Source organism: Phenylobacterium sp. (assembly GCF_044371015.1).
Lineage (GTDB): Bacteria > Pseudomonadota > Alphaproteobacteria > Caulobacterales > Caulobacteraceae > Phenylobacterium.
The window spans coordinates 1-15,864 of the sequence record NZ_JBILUK010000061.1 but is presented as its reverse complement, the minus strand read 5'-3'; the positions used below and the strand labels follow the sequence as shown (position 1 = coordinate 15,864).

The window sequence follows — 15,864 nt, the reverse complement described above, 5'->3', positions numbered from 1 at the left end:
AGGGTGCGCTGCAGGCCGGGCGGCGGGACGAGGCGATCACGCACCTGGTCGCGGCTGTGACCGAGAACCCGCAGCGCACGATCCAGGTCTACCGAGCCCTGGTGGTCCAGCTCTACAACGCCGGCCGTTTCGCCGAGGGCGAGGCCTGGGCCGCGCGCGGGCTGGAACGGCATCCCCGCGACTACGACCTGATGAACACACGCGGCGTGCTGCTGCGGAAGCTGAAGCGCCAGCCTGAGGCCGCGCAGCAGTTGGAGCAGGCGATCAAGGTGCGGCCCAAAGACCTCGCCGCCCAACAGAACCTCGGCAATGTGCTGCTCGACCTGCGCGAGGGCGGCAAGGCCGAGGCTGTGTTCACGCGCCTGGTCCGGGCCGACCCGCGCAACAGCGAGTACCAGCGCCAACTCGGCAAGGCGCTGGCGCGCCAGGGCAAGATTGAGCCGGCGATGATGCGGTTTCGCCAGGCGGTCAGCGTCAAGCGCGACAACATCGACGCCTGGCTCGACATGGTCGGCGCGCTCAACGACGACTTCCGGAGCGCGGAGGCTGAAGCGGTGCTGGACAAGGCCATCGCTCAGAATCCTTCCGAGCCGCGTCTGCTGGAAGGTAAGGCCATGGTCATGCGCCGGGCGGGCGACTCCGCGCGCTGCGAGGCCTGGCTCACCGAACTCCTGCCGACCAATCCCGACGCCGCCTGGCTGCACTATCAGCTCGGCATGCTGGTGGGCGACCGCGAGCGGGAGCGGGCCAATACGCACCTGCGCCGCGCTCATCAGCTCGAGCCGGCAAAGCTCGACTACGCAACCGCCCTGGTCGAGACCCTGGAGCGGACCCGTGCAGGCGACGAGGGCGGTCACATCGAGGAGGCCTACCAGCTGGCGCTTACGCTCCTGCCGCGCAGGCTGGAATTCACGGACGGCGCCAACAAGATCATGAGCGACGTCTTCACCCGCGTCGCCGATTTTGACGCCATCGACGCCATCGGCGACTTCAGGACTCTGGGCCGCAGCTGGGCCAGCCACGGCCGCCATACCGCGCTCCTGAAACAGCTCGCCCGGGTGCGCGGCGAGGAAGACCGGCTTGAGCTGGTCGAACAGCACAGAATCTGGGGTCGGGAGGCCGAGGCCACGGCCGCCCGCCGCCCGATCCAGCGCCCGCCGCCGCGCCCCAAGGATGGCAAGATCCGGCTGGGCTTCATGTCGTCCGACCTGCGGCAACACCCGGTCGGCTACTTCGCCATGCCGCTGTTCGACCACGTCGATCCGCGCTTCGAGGTCTATGTCTATTCCTACAACACCGGCCGCGAGGACGCCGCGCACCGCCACATCGCCAGCCGAATCCAGGCCTATCGCTGGTGGCCTGATATCTCGACTCACGCCGCTGCCCAGGCCATCGCCGACGACAATCTCGACATCCTGATCGAGCTCGGCGGCTCGACCCACATGAACCGGCTGGAAGTGATGGCCTACAAGCCGGCGCCGGTGCAGGCGAGCTGGCTCGGCTACCCCCACTCCGCCGGGCTCTCGACCATCGACTATTTCGTCTGCGATCCGTTCAGCAATCCGACCAAGCCGGAATATCTGGTCGAGACGCCGCTGGTGATGCCCAAGACCTGGCTGGCGCTAGGCCAGCAGTTCTTCTCTGACCGCAATGCGATGGAGCCCGAGCCGCCCAGCGCCCGGAACGGCTTCATCACCTACGGCACCGCCAACAACCCGCACAAATACACCCGCGACGTCCTGCGCCAGTGGGCCCGCGTGGTCGCGGCCACGCCAGGATCCAAGTTCGCCTTCATCCGACCCGAGGGCTCCGGCGCCAGCTTCCGCCGCAACATCGCCGCGCAGTTCGCTCATGAAGGCGTCACCGAGGACCGTCTGATCTTCCATGCGGTGCGCGGCGCGCACCTGCCGTTCTACAATCAGATCGATGTCAGTCTGGACCCGTTCCCGCTCACCGGCGGCACGACGACGACCGAGAGCCTGTGGATGGGCGTGCCGTTGGTCAGCCTGGTCGGCGAGGCGTTTTTCGAGCGGCTGAGTTACTCGATCCTGTCCAATGCGGGCCTGGGCGACCTCTGCGCGCGGGATCTCGACGCATATGTCCGCCTGGCCACCGAACTGGCCGCGGACGAGCCTCGCCGGCGTGCATTGCGGGCCGTGATCCGCGACCAGCTCCGCGCCAGCCCCCTGGGCCAGACCGAACGCTTCGCCGCCGACTTCTACGAGTTGATCCACGGCGCTGTGACCCGCCGGGCGGGCTGAGCTAAAGTCGGAAGTACTCTTTCAGCAGGTCATCCGGCCGAGGCTGGAACGCCAGATCGGTTCCGCCGCTGCGGAACGCGATCACGCCCGGCGGCACAGTCTTGTTCACGGCGCTGGTCCCCTGGCTCAGCACCGCGTCGTCGCCGATCACGGTGCGGCCGATGACCGCGGTGTTCGGGTAGAGCACCACCCGGTCGCCGATCACCGGAATCTGGTCCTTGTGCCGCCCGACCGTGGAATTCTGGTAGAGCACCAGGTAGTTCCCGTAGGTGGCCTTGGCCAGAACAATGCCCACCGAGTGGCCGATGTAGAACACCTCCGGCATGGCGATCTCGTAGAAGAGGTCGATGCCGTTCAGCGCCTTGTTCATCAGGAACAGCCGGGTCGCCGCCGCCGTGTCGCCCGAACGCCGCCAGATCGTATTGGAGAGGTAGTACAGGAAGATGCAGTGCTGCGAAGATTGCAGCACGTTGAACTGGTCCGGCCGCCATGGCGCGCAGGCGTTGAGGCAGACGTGCATCCGCTGCAGCGCTTCGTCGAGGTGAGCATCGACAGCCTTGCGGAACTCCGCCTCGCGGCCGTCGGGAACGACTGCGGCGCACTGGGCGGTGAGATAGGCCGCCAGGCTTTCGCGGGTGTGGTCCAGCAGCTTCACGCCTTCAGTCCCTCCAGATAGTCGGCGACCACATCCTCCACCGGCCGGGCGACAACGCCAAGGTCCGCCAGACGTGCGGCGCTGGCGTTGGGCGGTGGGGGTGGATTGGCCGCCCCTGTGAAGCCGACCCGCCAACCCGCGCTTTCGAACACCCGGGCGATGTCGGCGTTGGTGGAGAGCCGGCCAGCAGCGACGTTGTAGACGCCCTGACCCCGGTCTCCGATCGCGATCAAGGCGGCGGCGGTGTCATCGAGGTGGATGTAGTCGCGGGCGATGTTGGGGCTGGAGTCCAGCGTGATGTCGCGGCTCGTCCGGGCCTTGATCAGCCACTCCGACAGGAACCCCGGCGCACCGTCCTGGCCGTCATAGACGTTGGAGAGCCGCGCCACCGCGCCCCGGCCGCCGGTGCGGGCCAGGGTGAGGTTTTCGCCCAACGCCTTGGAGAGATCATAGACCCGCCGCGGATCGGCCGGATCGAACACCAGCGGTTCGGCCTCATGCACCTCGGCCTTGCGCTGGCCGTCATAGAGCCGGGTGGACGAGCAATAGACCAGCCGCTCGAAGCGATCGGCCCGGATCAGTTCGCTGAGCAAACTGGCGTGCGCCGCCACCGTGTCGAAGGGTCGGGCGTCGTAGTCGGCGGTCAGGCCCGCGCAGTAGAAGACGGTTCCGAGGTCGCGTTCGAACAGCTCGGGATCGCCTTTGGCCGGCGCCCAGACTTCTCGCTGTTCGGCGCGGAGCCGGGCGGCAAGGCGGGCGCCGACGAAGCCAGCCGCGCCGACGACGGTGGCGGCCGCACCCAAAGCCCTACAGCCCGCCGATGGGATGGTGCAGCGCCGGGTCCTTGTGGCGCAGGTACTTGGGGCTCACGTCGCGGACGATGCGATAGCCGGGTCCGTCGAACCGCTCCGGGTCCTTGACCGCCACCATGTTGAACCCGTGCGGCGGGCCTTCCAGATAGACCGACTCCACGGGGATCAGCTCCACCGGATGGGCTGAGAGGTCGTAGTTGGAATTGAAATCACGGAGGGCGAACACCGTGTAGCCGTTATCGGTCAGCAGACGCACGATCTCGGTGTTCGCGAGCCCCTTCGACCAGTCGACATAGTGGCGGTGCACTTCGAACAGGATCGACGGCGCCTGGCCCTTCGGAGCCGCCAGGAAGGGCGCAGCGCCCTTGAGCGCGCCCAGTTCCGCGCCCTCGATGTCGAGCACGATCAGATCGAGGTTCGAGACTCCGGACGCCGCCAGATAGTCGGCGATGGTCACGGTCTTGAAGGTGTCGTCGCCAGCTTCCGCCACCTCGGCGTTGGCGAAGCTGTCATAGCCCACCAGCTTCAGATTGGTGGTGGAGTCGTGCCACAGGCCTTCCGAGCGCGGAATGATGTTGGAGAGCCCGTTGAGGCCCGCGTTGCGCATCAGCATGCCGCGCTGGTCGCTGTTGGGTTCGAAAGCGTGGACCACGCCGCCGCCGGCGGCGATCTCGCGTGCGATCAGCACAGCGTGATCACCGAAATAGGCCCCGCCGATCACCACCTGCTTACCGCCCCTGGCCAGGTCCACCAGGATGCGGCTGGTCATCGGCTCCCAGGCGTGGTCGGGCGCCTCGGGCTGTGACATCACAAAGTCCCGGGCGATCTTCGAGCGATAGAGAAACTCGAAGGCCACGCCCGTCGAGAGCGTCTTCCGCACCACCTGGTCGTCATCATGCAGAGCATCGACCAGCGGGCCGGTGAGGGTCTCCCGCACGTCCACGCCGGGCGCGTCGATGGCGGCCTCGAAGGCCAGCATCTGGCGGATGAATGCGCCGCGGTGTTCGGGCGCCGCGCCGATCGCTTTGAGCGCCTCGCGCGCCGGGTCTTGAGCCATGGGTCGATAGAATCCGTAGGTTGGATCGGTCCTCTAGCAGAAAGCCCGCCCGTGCGGCCACGCTTGGAATCGCCGGGCCGCTCGCTAGTGTGCGCGGCTAGATCTAGAGCGTCTTCCGAGAAGTGGAAGCCGGCTCTCGGTCATGAGACGCTCTAAACTTTTGATTTCGAGCCTTTTTCATCCCGTTCAGGTGGCGCCACCTGAACCTGTAGGGCTCTTGGGGGACGACGCCGAATGGCTCTTCAAGCGGTGCTGCGCAGCCTGGTGCGCGAGGGCGACCTGACCATCAAGCTGCCCGGCGGGTCGCAGGTGCGGCTGGGCGATGGCTCCGGGCCGCCGCTGGTGGCGCGGGTCACAAGCGCCGCCTGGGCCGCGCGAATCGCCGCCAAGCCGGGTCTCGGCGTGGGTGAGGCCTATATGGACGGCGGATTGGTGCTCGAGACCGGCGGCATCGCCGACTTCATCGATCTGATCGGCGCCAACGCCAAGAACAAGCCGCCGTCGCGCAACGGCTTTCGTCGCTGGCTGCGGCGCACGCTGCGCGAGGCCAACGACCGGGTCGCCGCCCGCAAGAACGTGGCCCACCACTACGACCTTTCCTACGATCTCTACCGGCGGTTCCTCGACGAGGACATGCAGTACTCCTGCGCCTACTTCGCCCGTCCCGACATGACGCTGGAGGAGGCGCAGCTCGCCAAGAAGCGACACATCGCCGCCAAGCTGCATCTGTCGCCGGGCCAGTCGGTGGTGGAGATCGGCTGCGGCTGGGGCGGGCTGGCGTTGGGGCTGGTTGAGGAGGCCGACGTCACGGTCGACGCCATCACGCTGTCTATCGAGCAGCTCAAGGTCGCCCAGGCCCGCGCCGAGGCCAAGGGCGTGACCGACAAAGCGCGGTTCTCGCTGACCGACTATCGCGACCTCAAGGGGACCTATGACCGGGTGCTGTCGGTGGCCATGTTCGAGGCGGTGGGCCGGCCCAATTATCAGGAATACTTTGACGGCGTGGCCCGCCTGATGAAGGACGACGGCGTCGGCCTTGTCCATGCGATCGGCCGCCCGACGCCAGGCGTCACCAATGGCTGGATCGACAAGTACATCTTCCCCGGCGGTTACTCGCCCTCGCTATCGGAGATCTTTCCGGCAATCGAGCGGGCGGGCCTCATCGTTACAGATATCGAGATCTTGCGGCTGCACTACGCCGAGACCATCCGCCATTGGCGCGACCGCTTTGCGGCCGCCCGCGCCGATATCGCCGAGCTCTATGACGAACGGTTCTGCCGCATGTTTGAATTCTATCTCGGCATTTCCGAGCAAAGCTTCCGCCACCGCCGCCAGTACATATGGCAGGTTCAGCTGGCCAAGCGGGTGGACGTGCTGCCGATCACCCGCGACTACATCTCCGAGGCCGAGGCGGCGTTCGCCAAGAAGGGCGGCCAGAAGTCAAAACCACTGGAGGCGCCTGCAAAGGGCCACTAGGGTCGCCGAGACCTCAAACAAAGACCTCGACCGGAGACGCCTTGCCCATGCGCCACACCCTCTTGATCGCCGCGGCCCTGTCGCTGACCGCCGCTCAGGCCTCTGCCGAGAACTGGGTGAAGTACATCGACGCCGACGGCGGCATCGTCTGGTCCTACGACGCCGATTACACCTACCGGGATCGCACGAGCGGCCGGCTGGTGGTCATGCAGGCGGTCGCCAAGCCTTCCGCCAAAATCGGCCCGTCCAGCCCCGGGAAGCCCGATGGCGTGGGCAGCGTCGTGGCGATCGACTGCAAGGACAGGAACCTGATCACGCTGGGCTCCTACAAGCCCTCGGCGCCCCTCGACATCAAGTCCACCTGGCGGTCCGACACGCCCAAGAAGGCGACCGGCGCCGACAATGTCGCCCTCGTCGCAGCGGTCTGCGCCAAGGCGGATGATGCACCGGTGAAGTAGCCGTACACCCGTAAAACGCTTGTTTGAATTACCCCTCTGGGGCAAGACTGAACCAAACTCGCAGGGAGCGAACCCATGACCATGACCTCAGATCGTCCGCAGGCCGCCGCCAAGGCCCAGTCCGGCTTCCAACTGAGCCCGCAGGATGAGCTCAACGATCTGCGGATGTCGGACAAGGCGCTGCCGCTGTTCAACGCGGTCAAGGCGTTCATCAAGGAGGTGGCCGAGCCGGCCTCCGAGGAGTTCCACCGCCTGGGCGAAGGCCGCCCTGACCCGTGGCAGTACGCGCCGGGCCAGCTCGACGTGCTGGAAGCCGCCAAAGACAAGGCCAAGGCCGCCGGCCTCTGGAACTTCTTCCTGCCCAACGCCGAAACCGGCGAGGGCCTCTCAAACCTCGACTATGCCTATATCGCCGTCGAGCTGGGCAAGGTGCGGCTGGCCTCTGAGATCATGAACTGCGCCGCCCCTGACACCGGCAACATGGAAGTGTTGGAGCGGGTCGGTACGCCGGAGCAGAAGAAGCAATGGCTGGAGCCCCTGCTGGAGGGGAAGATCCGTTCGGCCTACTGCATGACCGAACTGAACACCGCCAGCTCGGACGCCAAGAACATCGACACCCGCGCCGTGCGCGTCGGCGACGAGTACGTCATCACCGGTGAGAAGCACTACATCTCCGGCGCCGGCAGCCCGCGCTGCAAGGTGATGATCTGCATGGTGCGGACCGGCGGCGAGCATGATCCGCCCCAGCTGCAGCAGTCGCAGATCCTTGTGCCGCTTCCCTGTGAGGGCGTCGAAATCGTCGGTGGGCAGCACGTGTTCGGCAACCCCGATGCGCCGCACGGCCACATGCATATCCGCTTCAACAACGCCCGCGTGCCGGCCTCCAACATGCTGCTCGGCGAAGGCCGCGGCTTCGAGATCAGCCAGCTTCGCCTCGGCCCGGGCCGGATTCACCACTGCATGCGCGCCATCGGCTCGGCCGAAAAGGCGCTGGATCTGCTGGTTACGCGCGGCATGAGCCGCGTGGCGTTCGGCAAGCCGATCATCCAGCTGGGCGGCAACCTTGAGATCGTCAGCCGTGCGCGGATCGAGATCGAGGCCATGCGCCTGATGGTGCTCAAGGCCGCCAAGGCGATGGACGTGCTGGGCAATCGCGAGGCCCGGGTCTGGATCCATATGGTCAAGGCGATGGTGCCCGAGCGGGTCTGCAAGATCATCGACCAGGCGATTCAGATGTACGGCGCGCTGGGTGTCTCGCAGCACACGCCGCTGGCCGGAATGTACGCCTCGACCCGCACCCTGCGGATCGCCGACGGCCCGGACGAGGTGCACCACATGGTGGTGGGCCGCAACGAGCTGCAGCAGTTCCGCGAAGGCCCGAACGACTCGTCGATGTCGGCGGTGTTCCGGAACTAAGGAAGAAAGTCAGCCGTTGGCGGCGCCTGCCGCCTTCGGCGACTTCAGCCGATGAATCTCGGCCGACTCTTCGGCCAGACTCTTGATTTCCATGATGGCGGCGGCGACCTGCCGGTCGATCCGGTCGGCGACCTTGTCCTCGAACGGGCCGCTGGTGAACTCCAGGCGCGCACCGCGCAGGGTCGGCGATATCGCGTAGGTGTCGACATAGGCCTGGCTGTCGCCGAGCTCGGTTTGGGAATACTCGAACTTCAGCAGGCGCATCGGTTCAAGCGCTGCGATCCGGCCGTCGGCCCGGACCGCGCCATCTGCGTCACGCCAGGCCACCGCGCCGCCCTCACGCCAGTTGGTGCGGATCGACATGCCTTCGCCGTAGGCGGCCGCCCATTCCCGGACGAGCTCCGAATCGGTCAGCACCCGCCAGACTTCCTGCGGCGGGGCCTCGATCTCAAGTGCTCTGGTCAGCGTCTTCATGTCGATCAGTATCATGGGTCACCAACCCGCCGGAGGCGAGAGGGTTCCCGAGTTGCGGTCCTGCGGAGGGCATGACTCAGCAAACACGAGGTAGAGGGTCCAGGCGACGATTCAAGCCGATTCAACCCCAGGGTTTATCCTGCGTCCGCTGGGCGAGTCTCAGCCCTCAATCCTCTTCGGCGTCGGGCGTGAGCAACTTGTGGGCGTGCAGCACGAAGTAACGCATCAGTGCGTTGTCGACGGTCTGCTGGGCCTTGGCCCGCCAGGCGCGGACGGCGTCGTTGTAGGTGGGATATGCGCCCACGAAGTCGATCTTCGTGAAGTCCTTGAACTCCGGCGGACCTTCCAGCGAAATCAACTCGCCGCCGATCACCAGATGGAGCAGTTTTCTGTCGGGCATGGCTATTCGTTGCATATGAAATCAGTTCTGGGGCGTGGCCATAGGCCGGAAGCGCGCCAGGATCAATGGCGCAAGGGCCGGCGTCGCGCAGATCAGGCTGGCTTGTGACGGGCGCGGACGGTTGAAGCGAAAGACGTCGCCCCGGTGGTCGCCCACGAAGCAGCCGGCCTCCCGCGCGATCAAGTCGCCAGCGGCCACATCCCAGTCCGACTTGGCGACCGGGGCGACCGCAGCGTCGAAGTCACCCTCCGCGACCAGGCACATGCGGTAGGCGGTGGAGCTGCGCGGCTCGACCCGCATCGACGGCCAGGGCGTGGGCCAGGCGGCGTGGCGAAACACCATAGGATCGCCGACCATCCGGCAGTCCTCGAGCGCGTCCGCGCCGCTGGCCCGGATGGCCTCACCGTTGCGGGTGGCGCCCTGTCCCTCAGCGGCGAGATAGAGCGCATCGGCTTCGGGCGCATAGACCGCGCCGGCCACGACACGGCCGTCGTCAATGACCGCGATGGCCACCGACCACCAGGGCCGGTCCTTGAGGAACGCGCGGGTGCCGTCGATAGGGTCGACCACGAAGATGCGTCGCGCCTCAAGGCGGGCGGGATCATCGGCCGTCTCTTCCGACAGCCAGCCATAGTCCGGACGCGCCCCGCGCAGGCGTTCTGTCAGCAGCCGGTCGGCGGCGAGGTCGGCATTGGTGACCGGACTGCGGTCGGCGCTCTTGTATTCCACCTCCAGGCCGCGTCGGCGCAGGTCGCGGGCCAGCGCGCCCGCTTCTCGCGCCGCCTCGGCGATCAGGTCGAGATCAGAGTTCATCGACCCGCGATGGCCAGCCCATCCACCAGCAGCGAGGGGGCGTTGGACGCCCCGCGGATCTCCAGGTCCGAGCCCGGAACCACGCGACCGAAGATCTCCAGCAGGTTCCCGGCCACGGTGATCTCGTTGACCGGATAGGCGATCTGGCCGCCTTCGAACCAGAAGCCGGAGCAGCCCACCGACCAGTCGCCGGTGTTGGGATTGAGCGACGGGCCGAACATCGCGGTGACGAGCAGGCCGGCGCCGGCGTCGGCCATCAGGCCGGCCTGATCCCGGTCGCCGGGCTGGAAGGTCAGGTTCGAGACCGAAACGCCGGGCGGCGAGGCCAGGCCGCGGGATGCATGGCCCGTGGTCGCGAGCCCCAGCTGCCGGGCGGATGACGCGTTCAACAGCCAGGTCGTCAGCACACCGTCGTCGATCAGGTTGTGCGGGCCGTTCACAACGCCCTCGTCGTCGAACGGCGAGGAGCCGAGGCCCCGCACGCGGTGCGGATCATCCCGGATCACCACGCCCGGTGCGAAGATCCGCTGGCCGAGCTTGTCTTTGAGGAACGAAACGCCGCGCGCGATCGCCGGACCGGAGATGGCGCCGATCAGCGGGCCCATGAGCGAACCCGCCAGCCGGTTCTCGAAGATCACCGGGGCGGTAGTCGAAGCGATCTTGCGCGCGCCGAGCCGTTCGACGGCGCGACGCCCGGCCTCCTGGCCCATTCGCTCGGGCGGCGGAAGGTCGGTGCGCCAGCGGGCTGAGCGGCCTTCATATCCGGTTTCCATGCCGTCCGAGTCGCCGGCGATGGCTGAGGCGCCGATCGAGGACGCCGAAGCCTGATAGACGCCGGCGAAGCCGCCGCTGGTCACCAGGGTCCAGCGCGACGACGACCAGCCGGCGCTGGCGCCGTCGGTGTTGGTCACGCCGCTGTGGCCGCGCGCGGCGGCCTCGGCGATGCGTGCGCGATCCTCCAGCGCCTCGGCGTCCGGCTCTTCGGGATCGAACAGGTCGAGGGCGGGCAAGGGGCCGCGCGCCAATCGATCCGGGTCCGCCAGCCCGGCATAGGGGTCCTCCGGCGCGAGCCGGGCCATGGCGACGGCGCGCTCGATCAGCCGGGCGCGCGCCTCGGCCGAGATGTCAGAGCCCGACACGCTCGCCTGGCGTCGGCCGACAAAGACCCGCAGGCCCAGGTCGCGGGACTCTTCCCGTTCGACTTCCTCGAGCGCATCGTCGCGCACGGTGATCGACAGGCTGCGGCGCTCCGCGCCCACGGCCTCGGCCGCATCGGCACCGGCCTTCAGCGCCTGGGCCACCACATCATTCAACAAGGTCTCTTCCATCGGCCGCATATGGCCGAGGCCGAGGCTTAGGGGAAGGCGTAGAAGATCAGCGCCGCCGCCATGGCGATCAGGCTGACCCAGGTGGCGAGCACCCCGGCGGCTCTCGCCAGCGTCGCGGCGCTGGATCGCGACAGGCCCACCGCATGCAGCACGCGGCCCACGAACAGGATCAATCCGATCGGATGAATCAGCAGCGGCGGCGCTCCGACCAGCGCCAGCAGGGCCAGCCCGGCCAGGGCCGCGGGCACATATTCCGTTGCGTTGCCGAAGGCCCGGATGGCCCGGGTCAGCGCAGGGACGCCGCCGTCGCCCAGCTCGACCGAATGCTTGCGCCGCTGGCGGGTGACCAGCACCGCCAGAACCACCAGCAGGATCAGGCAGAGTCCGGCCCAGAGGGCGGCGGCGTGGGCGGAGGCCTGGATGTCCATAGCTTCGTTTTATTCCACCGGTCGGCCATCGCCGGGAAGGCCCAGGCGCGACCAATTCTCCGTGACTGCGGCAACTACGCCAGGGTCCATGGCCAGCTTCTGGCCCCACTCGCGATGGGTTTCCGGCGGCCACTTGTCGGTGGCGTCGAGCCCGATCTTCGAGCCCAGCCCGCTCTCCGGCGAGGCGAAGTCGAGGTAGTCGATAGGCGTGTTCTCGATCAGCGTGATGTCGCGGGCCGGGTCCATGCGGGTGGAGACCGCCCACATCACGTCCTTCCAGTCCCGGGCGTTGATGTCGTCGTCCACGACGATCACCCACTTGGTGTACATGAACTGCCGCAGGTAGCTCCAGACGCCCATCATCACCCGCTTGGCGTGGCCGGGGTAGGCCTTCTTCATCGAGACCACGGCGATGCGATAGCTGCATCCCTCCGGCGGCAGCCAGAAGTCGACGATCTCCGGGAACTGCTGGCGGATCAGCGGGATGAAGACCTCGTTCAGCGCCTCGCCCAGAACGCTCGGCTCATCCGGCGGCCGGCCGGTGAAGGTGGTGAGGTAGATCGGGTCACGCCGCATGGTGATCGCGCTGACCTCGAACACCGGAAACCGCTCGACCGAATTGTAGTAGCCGGTGTGGTCGCCGTAGGGCCCCTCGTCGGCGTACTCGTCGAGATGCACATGCCCCTCGATGACGATCTCGGCCTGGGCGGGGACCATCAGCGGCACGGTCTTGGCCGGAACCAGATCCACCTTGGCGCCGCGCAGCAGCCCCGCGAACTGATACTCCGACAGCGTGTCGGGCACCGGCGTCACGGCGGCCAGGATCACGCCCGGGTCGGCGCCGAGCACCGCGCAGGCGGGCAGGGGTTCGCGTTTGCCCTCGGCTTTCCAGCGGCGGTGATGCTGGGCGCCGCCGCGATGGGCGAGCCAGCGCATGATCGCCCGGTCCTTGCCCAGCACCTGCATGCGATAGATGCCGAGGTTGTAGTCGTCCTCGCGAGCGGTCGACGGGCCCTTGGTGACCACCAGCGGCCAGGTGATCAGCGGCGCGGGTTCTCCGGGCCAGCACCCCTGGATCGGCAGCTTGTTCAGGTCGATCGCATCGCCCTTCCAGACCACCTCCTGCACCGGCGCCGTCTTGCGGATATTGGGCCGCATGCTCATCACCGTGCGGGCGAGCGGCAGCAGCTCCATCGCGTCCTTCAGGCCCCGAGGCGGCTCGGGCTGGCGCAGGAAGGCCAGCAGTTCGCCCACTTCGCGCAGGTCGCCGGCCGTGGTGCGCTCGCGGCCATCCATGGTGACGCCCATGGCCACGCGCTTCACGGTGCCGAACAGGTTAACCAGGCAGGGCATGGTCGAGGGCTGGCCATCCGCGCGGATGGGATTTTCGAACAGCACCGCCGGGCCGCCGTCGCGCAGCAGGCGCCGTTGAATCTCGGTCATCTCCAGCGCGGTGGAGACCGGTTCGGAGACGCGGACGAGCTCGCCGGCGGCTTCAAGCTTGGTGAGGAACTCGCGGAGGGACCGGTAGGCCATGTCCGGGGCTTTACCTGCACCCGTCGCGGGGGTCTAGGATGGCCGCATGGCCCGCCTCGACCTTGACGACCTTCCGCCCAAGATCGCCGCCCTGCTGAGCGGCCTCTCCAACGGCGATGAACTGATTCTGGTCCAGAACGGGGTGGTGGTCGGCCGGCTCACCGCTTCAAACGAGGCAGGGGTTGCGACCGAGCCGCCGCCTTCGCCCGAACAGTCCCTGCGTGAGGTGGCCGAAGACTTTCGCGCAGCGATCGAGGATGGGTTTTGAGGGGCCTCTACCCCCAGAGCGGCGACGACGCCTTCAGGAAGCGCAGGTAGTAGACCACCCGGGCCACATCGCGTCCGTCGTGGTCGAGCACCACCTCATACCAGGCGTTCTCGGTCTTGGGGCTCTCGGTGAGCTTCAGGATTCTGGTGCGCGCGCCGTAGCTGACGCCGGCCTTGAGCGGCCCGGCCAGGTGCTGCACCTCGAGCGCGCCGAACAGGCCGACGTGCGGTTGGGTCGCCTTGCCGACCGCGCCGCCGCGCGCCTGGTGGGTCAGGCCGATCACCAGCGAGGGCGGCAGCACGCCATCCGCATAGGCCGGGAGGTTCTCGGTGATCAGCTCCAGGTGCTCGGCCAGGCGCTCGGGCGTGATCGTGACCGCGAGTCCTCGGCTCTCGGCGCCCAGTTCGACAGCCGCCAGGATGCGGAAGCGGCCCGGTTCCACCGGCGCCTGCCCGGCCATTCGGCCGACCAGTTCCGAAGCCGCGTCCGGTGCGATCGAAGCCGTGCCCTGGCAGATCATCGCGCCGTCGCGATTGAACATCGAAAGCCGCACGCGATCCTCGCCCGTCGCAACGGCGGCCCGGACATCTTCGCGATCAACCGTGGCCTGGGTGAAGTAGAGCGACATCCCGCCGGTCTCGAACCAGGCCGGGCCGTAAAGATCGAGCAGGCGCGGCACGAACTGGTCCATGTGCACCGAGCCCGCCACCGTGCCGCCCTTGAAGCCGAGCCTGGAGGCGACCGAGGTGTTGTGGATCGATCCCGGCGCTTCGGAATGGGCGTTGCGCGGGGTGCGGAACGGACCGACCCAGGTTTCCGCTGACAGCGTCTCGCTCATGGGGTCCTCCGATGGCCCGGTCTTTGGCGCCGGACCCTGGATCGAAGGCTGGGCTCGGTGGGGCGCGGCGTCAAGCGCAGTAGGCCCCTACCGCTCCTGAGCGGCCCGCAGGATCTTCTCCGACGACGGCCGACCCGCCATGCCGGCCTGGGGCGCCACGACGATCGAGAGCACACCGTCCTTCAGGTCGGCCTCGACGGTCTTGCCGGCGGCGAAGCGAACCCGGCTGAAGCGCGCCAATGCGGCGCGGCCCTCTGGCCCCTGGGCCATACGGACGATGGCGAGGCTGGCCAGGATGGCGGCGTCGGCGATCAGAGCCGAGGAAGCGGGCGTGGCCTCGGCTTCGAAGTACATCGGTCGCCGTGCGGCGCGGCTGGCGCGCAGACTGGATTGGGCGAGGCGCTCAAACACCGCCTGGGGGCTCATCGGGGCCAGGCGCAGGGGCGCGCCGCCGCCGGCCATCGAAACGGCCTCGCCGCCCGGCCGGGCGCCGGCGAAGAGGGTGTAGCCGCCCAGGCGGGTGGCCCGCAGCACCGGTTGGCCGAGGTCGTTCTTGTAGATCACATCGCCGCGCGGGGCCGGGCTGGGGGCCAAGGCCCAGACCTCCGGGCTGTCCTCGAACTTCAGCAGTGCGGCGTTCTGGGTGCGGTCGAGGACGAACACCCGGCCTTGCTCGGAAACATAACGGGCCAGCGGCGGATCATCGGCGTCAGCCGGTCGACCGCGGGCCAGGCCGTCGCGCAGGCGGTCGGCAGGACCGGCCATCAGCGGCGAGGCCGTCGCCAGGACCGCCATCGCGGCCAAGCCGACCGCCAGCCGCCGGCGCGTCGCCGTCGTCTCTGCCGTCCTGAAGCTTATCATACGGCCTGGGTCATGCGCCGTGATCAGGGCGGTTTTTGGACGCCGAACGCAATCGGGCTTTGCCGGCAAAGCTCGGAACTCGGCTCAACATCATCCGAATTCCGCGGGTCATCCCGGCCGGAGGCCCGCGTTCAGCGGGCTGTAGAGCCGGGAGCCAGTCGCAGGACCCGAAATGCTGGGTCCCGGATCGCGCTGACGCGCGTCCGGGATGACCTCGTTGGGAGGCTCAGCCACGAACCTTTGACCCAAGTTCACAGTCTCCGACCCTACCCGACCATGTACTGGCCGCCATTGAGCGCAAGCGTGGTTCCGGTGACATAGCCGGCCCGCTCGCCGGCCAGGAAGGCCACCATGTCGGCGATTTCCTCGCCCTTGCCCAGGCGCCCGACCGGGATCTGGGCGATGATGCCCTCCAGCACCTTCTCCGGCACCGCCTGGACCATTTCCGTGTCGATGTAGCCGGGCGCGATGCAGTTGACCGTCACGCCTTTGCGGGCGTTTTCAAGGGCCAGCGCCTTGGTGAAGCCGATCATCCCGGCCTTGGCGGCGGAATAGTTGGTCTGGCCCATCTGGCCCTTCTGGCCGTTGATGGACGAGATGTTGACGATGCGGCCCCAGCCGCGGTCGCGCATGCCCTCGATCACCTGCCGGGTCATATTGAACAGCGAGTCCATGTTGACCCGGATGACCTCGCTCCACTGCTCGGAGGTCATCTTGTGGAACACCCCGTCGCGCGTGATGCCGGCGTTGTTGACCAGCACGTCGATGGGGCCGAGCTGCTTC

Annotated in this window: 17 protein-coding genes; 5 read left to right on the top strand and 12 right to left on the bottom strand. The window is 67.7% G+C overall.

Features of this window, described 5'->3' with window-relative positions; all coding sequences use genetic code 11:
• Window positions 1-2,261, top strand: a 2,261-nt coding sequence (locus ACIQ3R_RS07365) for a tetratricopeptide repeat protein (RefSeq protein ID WP_397416835.1), incomplete at its 5' end; no start/stop codon positions are given.
• A 1-nt stretch (window position 2,262) separates the two neighbouring features.
• Here ACIQ3R_RS07365 and ACIQ3R_RS07360 read toward each other — a convergent pair.
• From ACIQ3R_RS07360 to ACIQ3R_RS07350, 3 genes are read right to left on the bottom strand one after another with little or no spacing between them, the layout of a single operon-like run.
• A complete protein-coding gene (locus ACIQ3R_RS07360) occupies window positions 2,263-2,916 on the bottom strand; it encodes a hypothetical protein (RefSeq protein ID WP_397416833.1) in 654 nt (217 codons plus the stop codon).
• Window positions 2,913-3,719 (bottom strand): NAD-dependent epimerase/dehydratase family protein, encoded by an 807-nt coding sequence (locus ACIQ3R_RS07355; protein ID WP_397416831.1) that lies wholly within the window; start codon window positions 3,717-3,719, stop codon window positions 2,913-2,915. Before ACIQ3R_RS07355 ends, ACIQ3R_RS07360 begins: the two co-directional genes overlap by 4 nt.
• Before the next feature lie 4 nt (window positions 3,720-3,723).
• On the bottom strand, window positions 3,724-4,785 hold the full coding sequence (locus ACIQ3R_RS07350) for an FkbM family methyltransferase (protein ID WP_397416829.1): 1,062 nt from the start codon (window positions 4,783-4,785) through the stop codon (window positions 3,724-3,726).
• Window positions 4,786-5,019: 234 nt separating this feature from the next.
• Here ACIQ3R_RS07350 and ACIQ3R_RS07345 point away from each other — a divergent pair, with 234 nt between their 5' ends.
• From ACIQ3R_RS07345 to ACIQ3R_RS07335, 3 genes are all read left to right on the top strand, one after another.
• Window positions 5,020-6,261, top strand: a complete 1,242-nt coding sequence (locus ACIQ3R_RS07345) for a class I SAM-dependent methyltransferase (protein ID WP_397416827.1) — start codon at window positions 5,020-5,022, stop codon at window positions 6,259-6,261.
• Between the two features lie 47 nt (window positions 6,262-6,308).
• The gene (locus ACIQ3R_RS07340) at window positions 6,309-6,719 is read left to right on the top strand and encodes a hypothetical protein (RefSeq protein ID WP_397416824.1); all 411 of its coding nucleotides are present in this window, start codon (window positions 6,309-6,311) and stop codon (window positions 6,717-6,719) included.
• Window positions 6,720-6,794: 75 nt separating this feature from the next.
• Window positions 6,795-8,135 carry an acyl-CoA dehydrogenase family protein gene (locus ACIQ3R_RS07335; protein ID WP_397416822.1) on the top strand — a complete coding sequence of 447 codons (1,341 nt, stop codon included), beginning with the start codon at window positions 6,795-6,797 and terminating at the stop codon, window positions 8,133-8,135.
• Window positions 8,136-8,144: 9 nt separating this feature from the next.
• On the opposite strand, the gene ACIQ3R_RS07330 is transcribed toward ACIQ3R_RS07335, so the two are convergent.
• The 6 genes from ACIQ3R_RS07330 to ACIQ3R_RS07305 form a co-directional block, all read right to left on the bottom strand.
• Window positions 8,145-8,624 carry an SRPBCC domain-containing protein gene (locus tag ACIQ3R_RS07330; protein WP_397416819.1) on the bottom strand — a complete coding sequence of 160 codons (480 nt, stop codon included), beginning with the start codon at window positions 8,622-8,624 and terminating at the stop codon, window positions 8,145-8,147.
• A 151-nt stretch (window positions 8,625-8,775) separates the two neighbouring features.
• Window positions 8,776-9,009, bottom strand: coding sequence for a DUF4170 domain-containing protein (locus ACIQ3R_RS07325; RefSeq protein ID WP_397416817.1), 234 nt, complete (start codon window positions 9,007-9,009; stop codon window positions 8,776-8,778).
• A gap of 21 nt (window positions 9,010-9,030) precedes the next feature.
• Window positions 9,031-9,822, bottom strand: coding sequence for a 3'(2'),5'-bisphosphate nucleotidase CysQ (locus ACIQ3R_RS07320; protein ID WP_397416815.1), 792 nt, complete (start codon window positions 9,820-9,822; stop codon window positions 9,031-9,033).
• Window positions 9,819-11,150 (bottom strand): TldD/PmbA family protein, encoded by a 1,332-nt coding sequence (locus ACIQ3R_RS07315; protein ID WP_397416812.1) that lies wholly within the window; start codon window positions 11,148-11,150, stop codon window positions 9,819-9,821. The genes ACIQ3R_RS07320 and ACIQ3R_RS07315 overlap by 4 nt, the downstream gene beginning before the upstream one ends.
• Before the next feature lie 26 nt (window positions 11,151-11,176).
• Window positions 11,177-11,578, bottom strand: coding sequence for an MAPEG family protein (locus ACIQ3R_RS07310; protein ID WP_397416810.1), 402 nt, complete (start codon window positions 11,576-11,578; stop codon window positions 11,177-11,179).
• A gap of 9 nt (window positions 11,579-11,587) precedes the next feature.
• Entirely contained in the window at window positions 11,588-13,114 is a 1,527-nt protein-coding gene (locus ACIQ3R_RS07305; RefSeq protein ID WP_397416808.1) for a UbiD family decarboxylase, read from the bottom strand.
• A 46-nt stretch (window positions 13,115-13,160) separates the two neighbouring features.
• Between ACIQ3R_RS07305 and ACIQ3R_RS07300 the strand changes: the two genes are divergently transcribed.
• Window positions 13,161-13,382, top strand: a complete 222-nt coding sequence (locus ACIQ3R_RS07300; protein WP_397416806.1) for a hypothetical protein — start codon at window positions 13,161-13,163, stop codon at window positions 13,380-13,382.
• A gap of 7 nt (window positions 13,383-13,389) precedes the next feature.
• Here the strand turns inward: ACIQ3R_RS07300 and ACIQ3R_RS07295 are convergent, their stop codons facing one another.
• The 3 genes from ACIQ3R_RS07295 to phbB all read right to left on the bottom strand — a co-directional run.
• The gene (locus ACIQ3R_RS07295) at window positions 13,390-14,220 is read right to left on the bottom strand and encodes a hypothetical protein (RefSeq protein ID WP_397416804.1); all 831 of its coding nucleotides are present in this window, start codon (window positions 14,218-14,220) and stop codon (window positions 13,390-13,392) included.
• 87 nt (window positions 14,221-14,307) lie between these two features.
• A complete protein-coding gene (locus tag ACIQ3R_RS07290) occupies window positions 14,308-15,015 on the bottom strand; it encodes a DUF4908 domain-containing protein (protein ID WP_397416837.1) in 708 nt (235 codons plus the stop codon).
• Window positions 15,016-15,347: 332 nt separating this feature from the next.
• Window positions 15,348-15,864, bottom strand: a 517-nt coding sequence (gene phbB / locus ACIQ3R_RS07285; RefSeq protein WP_397416801.1) for an acetoacetyl-CoA reductase, incomplete at its 5' end; no start/stop codon positions are given.

Coding starts and splice junctions, on each gene's coding strand:
- ACIQ3R_RS07350 (WP_397416829.1), bottom strand. CDS start 4,785: ATGGCTCAAGACCCGGCGCGCGAGGCGCTCAAAGCGATCGGCGCGGCG.
- ACIQ3R_RS07345 (WP_397416827.1), top strand. CDS start 5,020: ATGGCTCTTCAAGCGGTGCTGCGCAGCCTGGTGCGCGAGGGCGACCTG.
- ACIQ3R_RS07340 (WP_397416824.1), top strand. CDS start 6,309: ATGCGCCACACCCTCTTGATCGCCGCGGCCCTGTCGCTGACCGCCGCT.
- ACIQ3R_RS07335 (WP_397416822.1), top strand. CDS start 6,795: ATGACCATGACCTCAGATCGTCCGCAGGCCGCCGCCAAGGCCCAGTCC.
- ACIQ3R_RS07330 (WP_397416819.1), bottom strand. CDS start 8,624: ATGATACTGATCGACATGAAGACGCTGACCAGAGCACTTGAGATCGAG.
- ACIQ3R_RS07325 (WP_397416817.1), bottom strand. CDS start 9,009: ATGCCCGACAGAAAACTGCTCCATCTGGTGATCGGCGGCGAGTTGATT.
- ACIQ3R_RS07320 (WP_397416815.1), bottom strand. CDS start 9,822: ATGAACTCTGATCTCGACCTGATCGCCGAGGCGGCGCGAGAAGCGGGC.
- ACIQ3R_RS07315 (WP_397416812.1), bottom strand. CDS start 11,150: ATGGAAGAGACCTTGTTGAATGATGTGGTGGCCCAGGCGCTGAAGGCC.
- ACIQ3R_RS07310 (WP_397416810.1), bottom strand. CDS start 11,578: ATGGACATCCAGGCCTCCGCCCACGCCGCCGCCCTCTGGGCCGGACTC.
- ACIQ3R_RS07305 (WP_397416808.1), bottom strand. CDS start 13,114: ATGGCCTACCGGTCCCTCCGCGAGTTCCTCACCAAGCTTGAAGCCGCC.
- ACIQ3R_RS07300 (WP_397416806.1), top strand. CDS start 13,161: ATGGCCCGCCTCGACCTTGACGACCTTCCGCCCAAGATCGCCGCCCTG.
- ACIQ3R_RS07295 (WP_397416804.1), bottom strand. CDS start 14,220: ATGAGCGAGACGCTGTCAGCGGAAACCTGGGTCGGTCCGTTCCGCACC.
- ACIQ3R_RS07290 (WP_397416837.1), bottom strand. CDS start 15,015: ATGGCGGTCCTGGCGACGGCCTCGCCGCTGATGGCCGGTCCTGCCGAC.